The 15,137-nt window shown below is 68.1% G+C and carries 14 protein-coding genes; 10 read left to right on the top strand and 4 right to left on the bottom strand.

Annotated elements, in window-relative coordinates; genetic code table 11:
- Nucleotides 1-11 precede the first annotated feature (11 nt).
- From ppk1 to ACUVYZ_RS02360, 4 genes are all read right to left on the bottom strand, one after another.
- Nucleotides 12-2,102 (bottom strand): polyphosphate kinase 1, encoded by a 2,091-nt coding sequence (ppk1, locus tag ACUVYZ_RS02345; RefSeq protein ID WP_439932841.1) that lies wholly within the window; start codon nt 2,100-2,102, stop codon nt 12-14.
- 82 nt (nt 2,103-2,184) lie between these two features.
- A complete protein-coding gene (locus tag ACUVYZ_RS02350) occupies nt 2,185-2,463 on the bottom strand; it encodes an oxidative damage protection protein (RefSeq protein ID WP_439932842.1) in 279 nt (92 codons plus the stop codon).
- Nucleotides 2,464-2,583: 120 nt separating this feature from the next.
- Complete coding sequence (gene argA / locus ACUVYZ_RS02355; protein ID WP_439932843.1) at nt 2,584-3,903, bottom strand: amino-acid N-acetyltransferase; 1,320 nt, start codon at nt 3,901-3,903, stop codon at nt 2,584-2,586.
- Between the two features lie 60 nt (nt 3,904-3,963).
- On the bottom strand, nt 3,964-4,719 hold the full coding sequence (locus ACUVYZ_RS02360; RefSeq protein ID WP_439932844.1) for a 16S rRNA (uracil(1498)-N(3))-methyltransferase: 756 nt from the start codon (nt 4,717-4,719) through the stop codon (nt 3,964-3,966).
- Nucleotides 4,720-4,813: 94 nt separating this feature from the next.
- On the opposite strand from ACUVYZ_RS02360, the gene ACUVYZ_RS02365 reads away from it, so the two are divergent.
- The 10 genes from ACUVYZ_RS02365 (at nt 4,814) to ACUVYZ_RS02410 (ending at nt 15,116) form a co-directional block, all read left to right on the top strand.
- Entirely contained in the window at nt 4,814-5,371 is a 558-nt protein-coding gene (locus ACUVYZ_RS02365) for a thioredoxin family protein (protein WP_439932845.1), read from the top strand.
- Between the two features lie 20 nt (nt 5,372-5,391).
- Nucleotides 5,392-6,174, top strand: coding sequence for an inositol monophosphatase family protein (locus ACUVYZ_RS02370; protein ID WP_439933088.1), 783 nt, complete (start codon nt 5,392-5,394; stop codon nt 6,172-6,174).
- 91 nt (nt 6,175-6,265) lie between these two features.
- On the top strand, nt 6,266-7,693 hold the full coding sequence (trkA, locus tag ACUVYZ_RS02375) for a Trk system potassium transporter TrkA (RefSeq protein ID WP_439932846.1): 1,428 nt from the start codon (nt 6,266-6,268) through the stop codon (nt 7,691-7,693).
- A gap of 21 nt (nt 7,694-7,714) precedes the next feature.
- Nucleotides 7,715-9,172 carry a TrkH family potassium uptake protein gene (locus ACUVYZ_RS02380; RefSeq protein ID WP_439932847.1) on the top strand — a complete coding sequence of 486 codons (1,458 nt, stop codon included), beginning with the start codon at nt 7,715-7,717 and terminating at the stop codon, nt 9,170-9,172.
- A 20-nt stretch (nt 9,173-9,192) separates the two neighbouring features.
- Entirely contained in the window at nt 9,193-10,650 is a 1,458-nt protein-coding gene (locus ACUVYZ_RS02385) for a TrkH family potassium uptake protein (RefSeq protein ID WP_439932848.1), read from the top strand.
- A 90-nt stretch (nt 10,651-10,740) separates the two neighbouring features.
- On the top strand, nt 10,741-12,453 hold the full coding sequence (locus tag ACUVYZ_RS02390; RefSeq protein WP_439932849.1) for a PHA/PHB synthase family protein: 1,713 nt from the start codon (nt 10,741-10,743) through the stop codon (nt 12,451-12,453).
- Between the two features lie 80 nt (nt 12,454-12,533).
- Nucleotides 12,534-13,094: a YqgE/AlgH family protein gene (locus tag ACUVYZ_RS02395; RefSeq protein WP_439932850.1), complete on the top strand. Its 561-nt coding sequence runs from the start codon at nt 12,534-12,536 to the stop codon at nt 13,092-13,094.
- 4 nt (nt 13,095-13,098) lie between these two features.
- Nucleotides 13,099-13,539, top strand: a complete 441-nt coding sequence (gene ruvX, locus ACUVYZ_RS02400; RefSeq protein ID WP_439932851.1) for a Holliday junction resolvase RuvX — start codon at nt 13,099-13,101, stop codon at nt 13,537-13,539.
- A 38-nt stretch (nt 13,540-13,577) separates the two neighbouring features.
- On the top strand, nt 13,578-14,084 hold the full coding sequence (gene pyrR, locus ACUVYZ_RS02405; RefSeq protein ID WP_439932852.1) for a bifunctional pyr operon transcriptional regulator/uracil phosphoribosyltransferase PyrR: 507 nt from the start codon (nt 13,578-13,580) through the stop codon (nt 14,082-14,084).
- An 81-nt stretch (nt 14,085-14,165) separates the two neighbouring features.
- Complete coding sequence (locus tag ACUVYZ_RS02410) at nt 14,166-15,116, top strand: aspartate carbamoyltransferase catalytic subunit (RefSeq protein WP_439932853.1); 951 nt, start codon at nt 14,166-14,168, stop codon at nt 15,114-15,116.
- The last annotated feature ends 21 nt before the right edge of the window (nt 15,117-15,137 follow it).

Here is a 15,137-nt window from a genome sequence, read left to right on the forward strand (position 1 = left end):
AACCCTCCGGGTCAGGCCCGGGGTTCGTGCTGCACCACCGCCAGCTCGGCCAGCAGGGCGGCCTGGGCGCTGTAGGGGGCCCGGCGCCGCCGCCGGCGCAGGTAGGCGCCGTCGGCGGTCATGTCCCACGCCTGCACGTTGTCCTTGAGGTAGGGCTTGAGCCCCTCGGAGATCACCCGACGCTTGAGCTTGGGATCGAGCAGGGGAAAGCAGACCTCGATGCGGCGGAAAAAGTTGCGCTCCATCCAGTCGGCGCTCGACAGGTACACGTCCCGCGCCCCGTCGTTGTGGAAGTAGAAGATGCGGTCGTGCTCCAGGAGGCGGCCGATGACGGAGCGCACCCGGATGTTGTGGGAAAGCCCCTTGATGCCCGGGCGCAGGGCGCAGACGCCGCGCACGATGAGGTCGACCTTGACGCCGGCGTTGGAGGCTTCGTACAGGGCCTGGATCACCGCCGGCTCCAGCAGCGCGTTCATCTTGGCGATGACGCGGGCCCGCTTGCCGGCCCGGGCGTGCTCCGTCTCTCTGCGGATCGCCGCCAGCACGTTGTGGTGCAGGGTGAAGGGAGACTGCCATAGGTGCCTGAGCCTTCCCGCCCGGCCCAGCCCGGTGAGCTGCATGAACACGTCGTTCACGTCGGCGCCGATCTCCTCGTTGCAGGTGAACAGCCCGAAGTCGGTGTAGAGGCGGGCGGTGCGGGCGTGGTAGTTGCCGGTGCTCAAGTGCACGTAGCGCCTCAGGCCTCCCTCCTCCCGGCGCACCACCATGGCCATCTTGGCGTGGGTTTTGTGATGCACCACGCCGTAGACCACGTGGGCGCCCGCCTCCTCCAGCCGCTGGGCCCAACGCATGTTGGCCTCCTCGTCGAAGCGGGCGAGCAGTTCCACCACCGCGGTGACTTCCTTGCCGCGCCGGGCGGCGTTCACCAGGGCCTCCATCAGCGCCGAGTCGGTGCCGGTGCGGTAGACGGTCTGCTTGATGGCCACCACCTGGGGATCCTCGGCCGCCTGCTCGACGAAGTCCACCACCGGCTGGAACGACTGGAAAGGGTGGTGCAGGAGCACGTCGCCGCGGCGGATCGCCGCGAACAGATCGGCGGGCTTCCTGGAAAGCTCCCTCGGCAGCCCCGGCAGGAAGGGCTTGTACTTGAGGTCCGCCCGGTCCACCTGGTCCGGGATGGCCATCAGCCGCACCAGGTTCACCGGGCCGTTTACCTGGTACAGATCGTCGGGGGTGAGCCGGAACTGTTCCAGCAGGAACTCCCCCATGGCCTGGGAGCAGCTGTCCGCCACCTCCAGCCGCACGGCGTCGCCGAAATGGCGATGGGCCAGCTCCCCCTGAAGGGCGGCGCGCAGGTCCTTGATCTCCTCCTCGTCCACGAACAGGTCCGAGTTGCGGGTGACCCGGAACTGGTAGCAGCCGAGCACGTTCATGCCGGCGAACAGCTCCCCCACGTGGGCGTGGAGGATGGAGGACAGGAACACGAAGCCGTGCTCGCAGCCGGCGATCTCGGGCGGCAGGCGGATCACCCGCGGCAGCACCCGCGGCGCCGGGACGATGGCGACGCCGGACGTGCGGCCGAAGGCGTCCCGCCCCTCCAGCTCTACGGCGAAATTGAGGCTTTTGTTGAGCACCCGGGGAAAGGGATGGGCCGGGTCGAGCCCGATGGGGGTGAGCACCGGCATCAGCTCGCGGAAAAAGTACGCCCGGATCCACTCCCGCTGGGCGTCGTTCCAGCTCGAGCGGCGCAGGAAGTGGATGCCCTCTCCGGCGAGCAGGGGCAGCACCTCCTCGTTGAGCAGCCGGTACTGATGCTCCACCAGCCGGTGGGCGTTCTCGGCCACCAGTTTGAACACCTGGCGCGCGGTCATGCCGTCGGGGCCGATGCCCGGGTCTTCCACGTTGATGCGCTCCTTGAGCCCGGCCACCCGGATCTCGAAGAACTCGTCCAGGTTGGAGGAGACGATGCACAGGAAGCGCAGGCGCTCCAGCAGCGGGGTGCCCGGGTCCTCGGCCTGGGCCAGCACGCGCCGGTTGAACTCCAGGACCTGCAGCTCCCGGTTGAGGTATTGCTCGGAGAGAACGCCCTTCGCGACGTCCATGACTAGCCGTTAGCGCTGCCGACGCGACGCGCCGCACCCCGGGCGCGACCGGGCGGCGCGGATGGAAAAAGGAAGCGGGCGGCTACTTGGACTTGGAGGGAGGCACGTAGCCGGCCGGCATGTCGGCCCCGCCTCCGAAGAAATACTTCTCCATCTGCTCGGCCAGGTACTTGCGGGCCTTGGCGTCGGCCAGGTTGAGCCGGTTCTCGTTGACCAGCATCGTCTGGTGCCGCAGCCATTGCTGCCAGGCTTCCTTCGACACGTTTTCGAAGATCCGCTTGCCGAGCTCGCCGGGGTAAGGGGGAAAATCCAGGCCCTCCGCCTCCCGGCCCAGTTTGACGCACTTCACCATTCTCGCCATCGCGCGACGCTCCGAAACGGTACGGCCCTAATATTACATGCATGTGACAGGCCGCACCGGCCAGCTTCCATTATCGTTGAACCGTCTTGCCCGGTAAACGTGGGGTGAAATGCCGGGCCGCTAGAGCCGCTTGGCGAACACCTTGGAGCGCCGCTGCAGGTTGTAGAGCGCCTGGCGCTGGCGCGGCAGAGCGTCCACCTCCTTCTCCACGAAGCCTCGCTCGAGAAACCAGTGGGCCGTGCGGGTGGTGAGGACGAAAAGCTGCTCGAGCCCCGCCCGCCGGGCGCGGGCCTCCACCCTCTTCAGCAAGGCGTCCCCGTAGCCCCGGTTCTGGTAATCCGGGTGCACCGCCAGGCAGGCTAGCTCCCCGGCCTTCTCGTCCGGGAAGGGGTAGAGGGCCGCGCAGCCGACGATCATGCCGTCGTGCTCGGCCACCAGGAAGCGGTCGATCTCCCGCTCCAGAAGCTCCCGCCCCCGCTTGACCAGAATGCCCTCCGCTTCCAGGGGCTCGATCAGCTTGAGCACCCCGCCGATATCGTCGATGGTGGCGCCCCGCAGCGCCTCGATGGGGCCCGCGGTCACCAGGGTCCCGGTGCCCTCGTGGGTGAAGAGCTCCAGCAGGATGGCCCCGTCCACGTGCCGGCTGATCAGGTGGGCGCGCCCCACCCCTTCCCGGCAGGCCCGGACCGCCTCCTCCAGGTGGCCGCGGGTCTCCCCGGCGAGGAGGCCCGGTTTCTTGAGCAGCGCTTCCGCGTCGCTCGCCGTCAGCTCCCGGGCGAGCTCCCCGTCCTCTTTCGGGACCCCGGGGGCGTCCCCGAGGAAGATGAGCTTCTCCGCCTTGAGGGCGATGGCTGACGCGGCGGCCACGTCCTCCATCGCCAGGTTGAACGCCTCCCCGGTGGGGGAGAAGCCGAGGGGCGAGAGCAACACCACTTCGCCGCCGGCGAGGTGGACGGCGATGGCTTCCGCGTCCACTCGCCGCACCTGCCCCGTGTGCAGGAGATCCACCCCGTCGATGACGCCCACGGGCCGGGCGGTCACGAAGTTGCCTCCGGCCACCCGGATGCGGGCCCCGGCGCCAGGGGATTCGGTGGACAGCAGGGCCTCGATCTCCAAGCGCATGCGCCCCACCGCCTCCTTGACGCACTGGAGGGCGAGCTCGTCGGTCACCCGCAGGCCCTGCACGTAGCGGTCCTGGGCGCCCCGCTCCCTCATGCGCGCCTCGATCTGGGGGCGGGCGCCATGCACCAGCACCAGGCGGATGCCCAGGCTCGCGAGCAGGGCGAAGTCATGGGTGAGCTCGACGAACTTCCCGTCCGCCACCGCCTCGCCCCCGAACGCCACCACGAAAGTGCGGCCGCGAAAAGCGTTCACGTAGGGGGCGACCGAACGGAACCAGCGCACGAATTCGGGGGCGGGATGGGGGGCCGCGGCTTTCATCGGTTCTGCTTTCTCGAATTCAATCCCTTGAATTGTAACGGAGACGGCGCCAACGCCGGGTCAACGCCAGTCGCCCCAAAGGGCCTGGATCGCCGAGAGGGCCGCCACCGCCGCGGTCTCCGTGCGCAGCACCCGTGGCCCGAGCCGGACCGGCTGGAAGCCCGCTCCCGCCGCATCCCGCATTTCCTCCTCGGTAAAGCCCCCTTCGGGGCCCACCAGCACCGTCACGGCGTCGGTGGGGGGATCCAGCCGTGCCAGGGGCGCTGGCGCTTCCGGCGCCAGCAGCAGGCGCCACTCCCCCGGGGAAGGCGGTCCCGCCTGCCCGAGCCACGCCCGGAGGGACAGGACCGGGCCGATCTCGGCCAGGCGGTTGCGGCCGCACTGCTCGCAGGCGGCGACCGCCACCCCTTCCCAATGCTCTCGGCGCCGCGCCGCCCGCTCGGGTGCGAGCCGCACGACGCTACGCTGGGCCGCCAGGGGCTGGATCCGGACCGCCCCCAGCTCCACCGCCTTCTGCACCACCCAATCCATTTTTTCCTGGGCGCACAAGGCTTGGGCCAGGGTGAGCGCTAGGGCCGGCGCGGGGGCCGCGGCGCGCCACTCCATCACCTCCACGTGTACTTCCCGGCGGCGGACGGCGGCCACCGCCCCCAGAGCCTCGCCTCCGCGGCCGTCGAACAAGCCCACCCGGTCGCCCACCTTGAGCCGCAGCACCCGGGCCGCGTGGTGGGCGGCGGACGGCGGCAGCGTCACCCGGGCATGGCCCCGGGCGAGGGCCGGGCAATAGAAGCGGGGAAACGCCATCGGGATCAGCAAGAACGGCGCCATGATAAACTAGAAAATAGCCTCAAACCCGGGCCGCGCCCGGCGACTCGAAAGCGAAAACATCCTTGACGAATCGAAGGCGAGCATGGCGGCGACCGAAACCCCGGTATGCAACTTCGGCTGGAAGGCGGTGGACTTCGACCTGCCCGGCGTGGACGGCAAGCGCTACAACCTCTCCTCCGTGCGCGGGCCCAACGGGCTACTGGTCATGTTCATCTGCAACCATTGCCCCTACGTGAAGGCCGTGCGGCCGCGCATCGTGCGTGACTGCCGCGAGCTCAAGCAGTACGGCATCGGCGCGATCGCCATCATGTCCAACGATCCGAGCGAGTATCCCGAGGACTCGTTCGAAAACATGGTGAGGGTGGCGAAGGAGTTCGACTTCCCGTTTCCCTACGTGCTGGACGAGACCCAGGAGGTAGCCCGGGCCTACGGGGCGGTATGCACTCCGGACTTCTTCGGCTTCAACGCCGATCTGGAGCTGCAGTACCGGGGTCGGCTGGACGCTTCGCGCAAGGAAGCGGCGCCCGAGGGCGCCCGCCGGGAGCTGTTCGAGGCCATGGTGCAGATCGCCAAGACCGGCCGAGGGCCGCGGGAGCAGATCCCCAGCATCGGCTGCTCGATCAAGTGGAAACAACGCTGAAGCCCGCGCCGCAAAGCTCCCTGCTCGAGGCAGTCATCGAAGCGGTGCGCGAAGTCGCACGCAAAGAGATCCTTCCCCGCTACCTCAAGGTCGCCCACCAGCGCAAGAACGACGGCAGCCTGTTCACCGAGGCGGATCTCGCTGCCCAGGAGGCCCTCTCCGGGCGCCTCACCCGGCTCCACCCGGCGCCCCTAGTGGGGGAAGAGATGACGGCGGCCCAGCAGAGCGAGCAGTACCTGCTGGGCGCCGAAGGACTGTGGTGCGTGGATCCCATCGACGGCACGTCCAACTTCGTGAAGGGGCTGCCCTACTTCGCCGTGTCGGTGGCGCTGCTCAAGCGCGGGCGGCCGGTGCTGGGGGTGGTCTACGACCCGGTGGCCGAGGAGGCGTTCTACGCCGAGGCCGGCCGGGGCGCGTTCCTGAACGGGGAGCCCCTGCCCATCCGGGAGCCCTCCCCCAGCTTGGCAAGCGCCCTCGCCAGCGTGGACCTGAAGCGCCTGAGCCCCCGCCTCGCCTGCGAGCTGGCGGCCTCGCCCCCCTATATGTCCCAGCGCAACTACGGGGCGAGCACCCTGGAGTGGTGCTACACCGCCGCGGGCCGCTTCGACGTCTACCTGCACGGCGGGCAGAAGCTGTGGGACTACGCCGCCGGCTGCCTCATCCTGGCGGAGGCGGGCGGGGCCATGGGCACCCTCACCCACGACGACTTCTGGGCCGACGACCTGTGGCGCCGATCAGTGGTCGCCGCCCTGGACCAGCGGGTCTTCCGGGAATGGAAGACTTGGCTGCGGCAAAGGCTGTGACGCCCATGCCCCTCGCCTCTTTCCTCCCGGGCCTGGGGCGCGCTTTCCGCCTCCTGCGCGATCCGCCGCTTCCCCTGCTCCGCTCGCCGGCATGAAGATCATCATCCTCGGCGCCGGGCGGGTCGGCGCCTCCGTGGCCGAAAACCTGGTGGGGGAGCGCAACGACATCACCATCGTGGACACGGCGCCGGAGCGGCTCAAGGAGCTCCAGGACCGGCTGGACCTGCGCACCGTGACCGGCAACGCCGCCTACCCTTCCGTGCTGGAGTCCGCCGGCGCCGAGGACGCCGACATGCTGCTCGCCGTGACCCAGAGCGACGAGGTCAACATGGTAGCGTGCAAGATCGCCGCCAGCTTCTTCAACGTGCCCACCCGCATCGCCCGCATCCGCTCCACCGAGTACCTGGCCAAGCCCGAGATCTTCGGACCCGAGCACTTCGGCATCGATAGCCCCATTTGCCCGGAGCAGATCGTGACCGACCACATCCTGCAGCTCGTCGAGATCCCGGAGGCGCTGCAGGTGGTGAACTTCGCCGACGGCAGGGTAAAACTGGTGGCGCTCAAAGCCTTCCGCGGCGGCCCCCTGGTGGGCCACGCGCTGCACGATCTGAGGAAGCACGTCCCCCACGCGGACACCCGTGTGGTGGCCATCTACCGGCAGAACCGACCCATCGTGCCCGAGGGCGACACAGTCATCGAGCCCGGGGACGAAGTGTTTCTGATCGCGGCCAAGGAGAACATCCGCACCGTCATGCGGGAGCTGCGCCAGCTCGACCGGCCAGTGCGCCGGGTGATGATCGCCGGCGGCGGCAACATCGGCACCCGGGTCGCCCGGGCCCTGGAAAAAAGCCACCAGGTGAAGCTGATCGAGCACAACAAGAAGCGCTGCGAGCTGCTGGCCGCCGAGCTGCACGGAACGCTGGTGTTGAACGGCGACGCCACCGACGAGGAGCTGCTGGAAGCGGAGGCGGCGGGAGAGATGGACCTGTTCTGCGCCCTGACCAACGACGACGAGAACAACATCATGGCTTCGCTCCTGGCCAAGCGCATGGGCGCGCGCAAGGCCATTTGCCTGATCAACCGCCCGGCCTACGTGGACCTGGTGCACGGGGGCGAGATCGACATCGCCCTGTCCCCCTCCCAGGTGACCATCGGATCGCTGCTGGCCCACGTGCGCCGGGGCGACGTGGCGGTGGTGCACAGCCTGCGCCGCGGAGCGGCGGAAGCACTGGAGCTGATCGCCCACGGCGACGCGTCCACCTCCAAGGTGGTGGGCCGGGCGGTGGGCGACATTCGGCTCCCCCGGGGTGCCACCATCGGCGCTATCGTGCGCAAGCTGGAGCGGCCCGTGGTGGAGCGCCTGGACGACACCACCGCCGAGGAGCGCAACGAGCAAGTGCTGATCGCCCACCACGACACGGTAATCCACCCGGACGACCACGTGATCCTGTTCGTGCCCAACAAGCGCATGATCCCTAAGATCGAGAAGCTGTTCCAAGTGGGGCTGGGCTTTTTCTAGCCTCCTCGTCCCGGGTCCGACATGAAGCGCCTGCTGCGGGTCCTCCACGCCTTCAGCCTGGTGGCGATGCTGTTCGCCGTCACCATGCTGCTGCCGCTCCTCATCTCCTTCCTCACCCGCGACGGCGCACTCTACATCTACGACCAAGCGGTGCTCGCGACGCTCTCCACGGGCGGCGTCCTGTGGCTCGCCACCCGCCGCGCCCGGGGCGAGGTGGAGGGCCGGGATGGCTTCCTGCTGGTGGCCATGGTTTGGTCGTTGCTGCCGGTGTTTGGGGCACTGCCCCTCATCTTTCATGACCCCTCGATGGGCTTCACCCGGGCCTATTTCGAAGCAGTCTCGGGGCTCACCGCCACCGGCGCCACCGTCATGTCGGGGCTGGACGGGCTTCCCATTTCCATCAACATCTGGCGCGGCCAGATGCAGTGGCTGGGGGGCATCGGCGTGATCGTGCTGGCGGTGGCGATCCTGCCCATGCTGGGCGTGGGCGGGCGGCAACTGCTCAAGGCCGAGATCCCAGGCCCCATGAAGGAGACCAAGCTCACGCCCCGCATCGCCGAGACGGCCAAGGGCCTGTGGCTGGTCTACTTCCTGCTGACGCTCGCCTGCCTGGGCGCCTACTGGGCGGGAGGGATGCCGTTCCTGGACGCCCTCATGCACAGCTTCACCACCATGGGGCTCGCGGGCTTTTCCAACCACGACTCGAGCTTCGGCCACTTCGACTCTCCCCTGTTGGAGGCGATCGCCATCGCCTTCATGCTGATCGCCGGCATCAACTTCGGCTCCCACTTCCTGGCCCTGCGCCGACGCAGCCTCTGGCCCTACGTGGGCGACCCCGAGGCCCGCTGGTTCCTCGCCCTGATGGCGGCGGGGGTGCTAGTGGTGGCCCTGCACCTGTGGCTCTCGGGCACCTACGGCGATTTCCCGACGGCGCTGCGCTACGCCGCCTTCAATACGGTGTCGGTGGCCACCACCACCGGCTACGCCACCGCCGATTTCGGCCAGTGGCCGGCCTTCGCCGGCTTTTTCATGCTGTTCCTGGCGAGCTTCGCCACCTGCTCCGGCTCCACCGGGGGCGGCATCAAGATCATCCGCGCCCGGCTGCTCTACGCCCAGGTCTACCGGGAGTTCGTGCGCCTGGTGCACCCGAACGCCGTCTCGCCGGCGAAGATCGGCCAGACGGTGGTTCCCAACCACATCATCTTCGCGGTGCTGGGATTCTTTTTCATCTTCATTGCCACCCTCACCACCATGACCCTGCTTATGATGGCCAGCGGCCTGGACGAGGTGACCGCCATCTCGGCGGTGGTGGCGACGCTGTGCAACGTCGGCCCCGGCCTGGGCGCGGTGGGGCCGGCGTCCAACTTTTCCGTGCTCAACGACTTCCAGATCTGGCTGGGCAGCATCGCCATGCTGCTCGGCAGGCTGGAGCTCTTCGCCCTGTTCCTCCTGCTCACGCCGGTGTTCTGGCAGCGTTAGGTCGCGCGGAGGTCTCCCCGATGAACCGACTGCTGGTGGTCTCCCGTCTGCTCAGCCTGGTGATCGTCATCTTCGGCCTCACCATGCTGTTTCCGGTATTGGTTTCCTTGATTTACGACGACGACGGCCTTTACGCCTACATCAAGGGACTGTCCATCTGCCTGGTGGCCGGCGGACTGCTTTGGCTCGCCACCCACCGGTACACGCGCGAACTCCAAGTGCGGGACGGCTTCCTGCTGGTGGCCCTGGCGTGGCTCGCGCTGCCCGCCGTCGCGGCCGTTCCCTTCATGCTCCATTTCCCGCAGCTTTCCTTCACCGACGCCTACTTCGAGGCGGTGTCCGGCCTCACCACCACCGGTGCCACCATCTTCGAGGGATTGGACGGTTTCCCGCCCTCCATCAACCTCTGGCGCGGGGAGCTGCAGTGGCTCGGGGGCATGGGCATTCTGGTGCTGGCGGTGGCGATCCTACCCCTGCTCGGCGTCGGCGGCAGCCAGATCTTCAAGGCCGAGACGCCGGGCCCGATGAAGGACACCAAGCTCACGCCGCGGATCACCGAGACCGCCCGCGGCCTGTGGCTGGTGTACTTCATTCTCACCCTGGCGTGCATCGGCGCCTACCGGCTCGCGGGCATGGGGTGGCTGGATGCCGTCATACACGCCTTCACCACCTTGAGCCTGGGCGGCTATTCGACCCACGACGCGAGCTATGGCTTTTTCGCCTCGCCGGCGATCGAGGCGGTCACGATCCTGTTCATGCTGCTCGCCGGCCTGAACTTCGGCAGTCACTTCCTGGCGTTCCGCCGCTTGAGCTTCGCGCCCTACCGGCACGACCCGGAGCTGGGCTGGTATTTCCTGGTGCTGGCGGCAAGTTGCGTCGGGATCGCCCTGTACCTGTGGCTCGCCGGAACCTACGCCGACTTCGCCGCCGCGCTGCGCTATGCCGCCTTCAACACCGTGTCCATCGCCACCACCACCGGTTATGCCAACACCGACTACAACCAGTGGCCGATCTTCGCGTCCTTGTGGATGCTGTTCCTGGCAAGCTTCGTCTCCTGCTCCGGCTCCACCGGCAGCGGGATCAAGATGGCACGAGCGCTGTTGCTGTACAAACAGGTGTTCCGCGAGATGACCCGCATCATTCATCCCCAGGCCGTCGTGCCGGTGAAGCTGGGGGGCAACGTGGTGCCCAACACCGTGATCTACGCCGTGCTGTCCTTCAGCTTCCTGTGGATGGCCTCGGTAGTGGTCATGACCCTGCTTCTCTCCGCCTCCGGGCTGGAGATCGTGAGCGCCTTCACCGCGGTCATCGCCTGCATCACCAACACCGGCCCGGGACTGAACCAGGTGGGGCCCGCCACCAACTATGCTTCCCTTACCGACTTCCAGACCTGGGTGTGCTCCTTCGCCACGGTGCTGGGCCGGCTGGAGCTGTTCACCCTGTTCATCCTCTTGAACCCCGCTTTCTGGCACAAGTAGCGGACCCGCCCCGATCCCGCTACCATTGCCTTGTATGCACCGCACAATCCGGAACGTGTTTTCTGCGCTCGATAAGAAAGGGCCGCGCCCGTGAATCGGGCTTTGCGCCAGGACGCCGCGGACGGCGCCGATTGGCGGCGCCTCTTCGATCCGTTCGGGGTCGTCGAATCTCTAGAAGAAGTTCGGCAGGCCTGGCTGGCCCATCCTGCGGAGCTCGCCGAGGCGCTTGTGGAAGCTGCCCGGGGCTTCGCCGAGGTCAACATCCAAGTGCTCAACCTCGCTGCCTGGACCGGGGGGGGCGGCACCCACGAGGCAGTGGCCGAAGACGAGCGCTTCGCCGACCCGCTCTGGTCCGCGGTGCCGGCGTTCGCCCTTATTCGCGACAACTACCTCCACTTCACCCACTGGCTGGAGGACGCCATCTATCGCACCCCCGGCGTGCCGGCGCGGCAACGGCGCCGGGCGGCGTTCTGGGCCCGCCAGTGGCTGAACGCCATCGCCCCCACCAACTTCCTTCCCACCAACCCGGTGGCCTTGCGCAAGGCCGCCGAGAGCGGAGGCATGAGCCTCGTCCAGGGCTGGCGCAATTTCTTGGACGACCTGCGGGCGGGCGACGTGCAGATGGTGGACCCGAGCGCCTTCCGTGTGGGGGTCAACCTGGCCACCACCCCCGGGGCGGTGGTGTTCCGCAACGCCCTGGTGGAGGTGCTGCACTACCGGGCCACCACCGAGCGGGTGCGGGAAATCCCGGTGCTCATCGTGGCGCCGTGGATCAACAAGTACTACGTCCTGGACTTAAGACCGGAGAACAGCCTGATCCGCCACCTGGTGGACCAGGGCTTCGACGTGTACGCGACGAGCTGGAAGAACCCGGGCCCGGAGCTGGCGGACAGCACGTTCGACGATTACATGATCGATGGGGTGCTGAAGGCGATCGATGTGGCTCGAAGCATTTCCGGCGCCCCCCGGGTCCACGCCGTGGGCTATTGCCTGGGGGGCACGGCCCTCGCCGCCCTCATGGCCTGGCTCCATCGTCGCCACGAAGACAATCCCGGCGAGCACCCGATCGCCCACTGGACCCTGTTCGCCTCCCTGGTGGACTTCTCCCGGCCCGGCGCCATCGAGGTCTTCATCGACGAGGAGAGCGTCGAGTTCCTGGAGCGCCTGATGGCGCACCAGGGAGGCCTGGGGGGCCGGCAGATGGCCTGGTCGTTCCGCATGCTGCGGCCCAACAGCCTCGTCTGGCGCTACGTGGTGCACGGCTATCTCTACGGCGAAAAGCCCCGCCCCCTGGACGTATTGTATTGGAACACCGACACCACCCGGCTGCCCCGCGCCATGCACAGCTTCTACCTGCGAGAGTTCTACCTGGCCAACAAGCTGGCCCAGAAGGACGCCCTCGAGCTGGCGGGGCTGCCCATCGATCTGGGACGCATCCGGCAACCCCTCTACTGCGTAGGTTGCGAAGAGGATCACATCGTGCCCTGGAAGGCGGCCTTCGAGGTCTGCCGCCTGGTTTCCGGGCCGGTGCGCTTCACCCTTTCCAGCTCGGGACACATCCTCGGCATCGTCAATCCTCCCGTGGAGCCGTCGAAGCGCCATTACTGGACCGGGGAGGCCGCCGGGGAAGCGCGGGCCGAAGAGTGGCGCCAGCGCCAGAAGCGTCTGCCCGGCACCTGGTGGCAGGATTGGATTCCCTGGCTCGCCGAGGAATGCGGCCCCCTCAAGGCGCCGCCTCCCCTCGCCACGGCAGAATACCCCCAGCTCGCCGAGGCCCCGGGCGACTACGTGCTGGAACCCTAGCGGCTCACGCAAGTCCGCCCCCCAGGGCGCGGGCAGCAGCGCAAATTGTGGCGTTCCGGCCAGGGGACTACAATAATCGCATGGGGTCCATCAATCTCACTCACCACTTCCTGATCGCCATGCCCAACATGGCGGATCCGTTTTTTTCGCGGACCCTGACCTACATCTGCGAGCACAACGAGCAGGGGGCCCTGGGGCTGGTGGTCAACCGCCCCATCGATATGACCCTGGAAGCGTTGTTCGAGCAGATCAGCGTGCCTCTCGCCCGGGAGGATCTGCGCGCAGTCCCGGTGCACTTCGGCGGGCCGGTGCAGATGGACCGGGGTTTCGTCCTCCATCGTCCGGTGGGCGAGTGGCAGTCCACCATGCCGGTGCAGGACGACATCGGGCTCACCACGTCCAAGGACATCCTCCAGGCGGTGGGACGGGGCGAAGGGCCCCGCAGCCTCCTGGTGACCCTAGGCTACGCCGGCTGGGCGCCCGGGCAACTGGAGCAGGAGATTTCCCAGAACGCCTGGCTCACGGTGCGGGCCCAACCCAGCGTCATTTTCGACCTACCCCCCGAAGAACGCCTGCCGGCAGCCATGGAGCTGCTGGGCATCGATTTCGCCAGGCTCTCCGACGACGCCGGGCACGCCTAAGGCGATGCATCCGGAGCGGGGCACCGTTCTGGCCTTCGATTTCGGCGCGAAGCGCGTCGGCGTGGCCGTGGGCGACGCGGCCCTCAAGCTCGCCCATCCCCTCACCGTCATCCATGGGGAGGGCAGCGCCCGCCGCTTTCAGGCCATCGCCGCCCTGGTGCGGGAATGGTGCCCGGTGCTGCTGGTGGTGGGAGCCCCCGTGCGGGAGGACGGCACCGCCCACCCCATGGGAGAGCGCTGCCGGCGCTTCGCCCGGCGGCTCGCCGGGCGCTTCCGGCTCCCGGTGGTGGTGGTGGACGAGCGGCTCACCTCCTGGTCGGCCGAAGAGGCCCTGATCCGGGCGGGCGCCTCCCCCGGAAAGCGGCGGGCTCTGCTGGACGCCGCCGCGGCTCAGACCATCCTGGAAAGCTACTTCGCCGAGCCGCATCTCGCCAAAAAACCTTGATAGAATCGGCCCTTTCCCGGCGAGCGAGACAGGGCCCCATGGGGATCACCCAGCTTCCCGAAGTCGGCGAGCTTCTGGCGCGGCTCGAAGCGGCCATGCGCGCCGAGGTGAGCGAGAACACCGCCCTGGTGGGCATCCACACCGGCGGCGTGTGGGTGGCCGAGCGGCTGCACGCGGCCCTCGGCATCCGTTTCCCCCTGGGCACCCTGGACGTGTCCTTCTACCGGGACGACTACGAGCAGCGGGGACTGCACCGGGAAGTGAAGCGCTCCTCCATTCCCTTCGAGGTGGAAGGGCGGGACCTCATCCTGGTGGACGACGTGCTATACACGGGGCGCACCATCCGCGCCGCCATGAACGAGCTGTTCGACTACGGCCGGCCGGCCCGCATTCGCCTCGCCGCCCTCCTCGACCGGGGCGGGCGGGAGCTGCCCATCTGCCCTCAGTTCGTCGGCGCCCAGGTCGCCCCCGCCCAGGACGAGCTGATCGCCTTGATCCGCACCGAGAACGGCGAGCTGCGCCTCGCTATCGAGCCCAGGCAGTAAAGGAGTACGGGCGGCCCCTTCAAGCGCCCCTTGGTCAATGGGCGGGGTTGCCCTAAAATCTCGCAACCGCCGCCCGCGCCCATGCAGCCCAACCCCCAGCTCAACCACGAGGGTGCGCTCCAGCACCTGCTCACCATCGAAGGGCTGCCCGCTTCCATTCTCACCCACATCCTGGACACCGCCGACTCCTTCGTCGGCGTGACCGAGCGGGAAGTGAAGAAGGTGCCCCTGCTGCGGGGCAAGGCCATCTTCAACCTGTTCTTCGAGCCTTCTACCCGCACCCGCACCACCTTCGAGATCGCCGCCAAGCGGCTGTCGGCGGACGTGGTCAACCTGCACATCGCCGTCTCCTCCCAGACCAAGGGGGAGACGTTGCTGGACACGGTGGACAACCTCTCGGCCATGCAGGCGGACATGTTCGTCGTGCGCCACGCCCAGAGCGGCGCCGCCCACCTGATCGCCCGGCACGTGAAACCCGGCATCCACGTGATCAACGCCGGCGACGGGCGCCACGCCCACCCCACCCAGGCGCTCCTGGACATGTACACCATCCGCCACTACAAGAAGGACTTCCGCGCCCTGCGGGTGGCGATCGTGGGGGACGTGCTCCACTCCCGGGTGGCCCGCTCCCAGATCCACGCCCTCACCACCCTGGGGGTGGCGGAAGTGCGGGTGGTGGGCCCCCGCACCCTCATTCCGACCCTGGTGGAGCGCATGGGGGTGCGGGTGTACCACGACATGCGCGAAGGGCTGCGGGACGTGGACGTGGTGATGATGCTCCGGCTCCAGAACGAGCGCATGCACGGCTCGTTCCTGCCGAGCCCCCAGGAGTATTTCAAGCACTGGGGCCTCACCCACGATAAGCTCAAGCTGGCGAAACCCGACGCCATCGTGATGCACCCGGGGCCCCTCAACCGGGGCGTGGAAATCGACTCCAGCGTGGCCGACGGCCCCCAGTCGGTCATCTTGCCTCAGGTCACCTTCGGCATCGCGGTGCGCATGGCGGTCATGAGCATCCTGGCGGGGAACTAGGACGGATGGACCGCAGGGGCA

The organism is Pelomicrobium sp. P1, assembly GCF_052805615.1.

What these genes read in the sequence shown, in the direction of transcription:
- ppk1 (WP_439932841.1), bottom strand. Translation starts at nt 2,102, where the DNA reads ATGGACGTCGCGAAGGGCGTTCTCTCCGAGCAATACCTCAACCGGGAG.
- ACUVYZ_RS02350 (WP_439932842.1), bottom strand. Translation starts at nt 2,463, where the DNA reads ATGGCGAGAATGGTGAAGTGCGTCAAACTGGGCCGGGAGGCGGAGGGC.
- argA (WP_439932843.1), bottom strand. Translation starts at nt 3,903, where the DNA reads ATGAAAGCCGCGGCCCCCCATCCCGCCCCCGAATTCGTGCGCTGGTTC.
- ACUVYZ_RS02365 (WP_439932845.1), top strand. Translation starts at nt 4,814, where the DNA reads ATGGCGGCGACCGAAACCCCGGTATGCAACTTCGGCTGGAAGGCGGTG.
- trkA (WP_439932846.1), top strand. Translation starts at nt 6,266, where the DNA reads ATGAAGATCATCATCCTCGGCGCCGGGCGGGTCGGCGCCTCCGTGGCC.
- ACUVYZ_RS02380 (WP_439932847.1), top strand. Translation starts at nt 7,715, where the DNA reads ATGAAGCGCCTGCTGCGGGTCCTCCACGCCTTCAGCCTGGTGGCGATG.
- ACUVYZ_RS02385 (WP_439932848.1), top strand. Translation starts at nt 9,193, where the DNA reads ATGAACCGACTGCTGGTGGTCTCCCGTCTGCTCAGCCTGGTGATCGTC.
- ACUVYZ_RS02395 (WP_439932850.1), top strand. Translation starts at nt 12,534, where the DNA reads ATGGGGTCCATCAATCTCACTCACCACTTCCTGATCGCCATGCCCAAC.
- ruvX (WP_439932851.1), top strand. Translation starts at nt 13,099, where the DNA reads ATGCATCCGGAGCGGGGCACCGTTCTGGCCTTCGATTTCGGCGCGAAG.
- pyrR (WP_439932852.1), top strand. Translation starts at nt 13,578, where the DNA reads ATGGGGATCACCCAGCTTCCCGAAGTCGGCGAGCTTCTGGCGCGGCTC.
- ACUVYZ_RS02410 (WP_439932853.1), top strand. Translation starts at nt 14,166, where the DNA reads ATGCAGCCCAACCCCCAGCTCAACCACGAGGGTGCGCTCCAGCACCTG.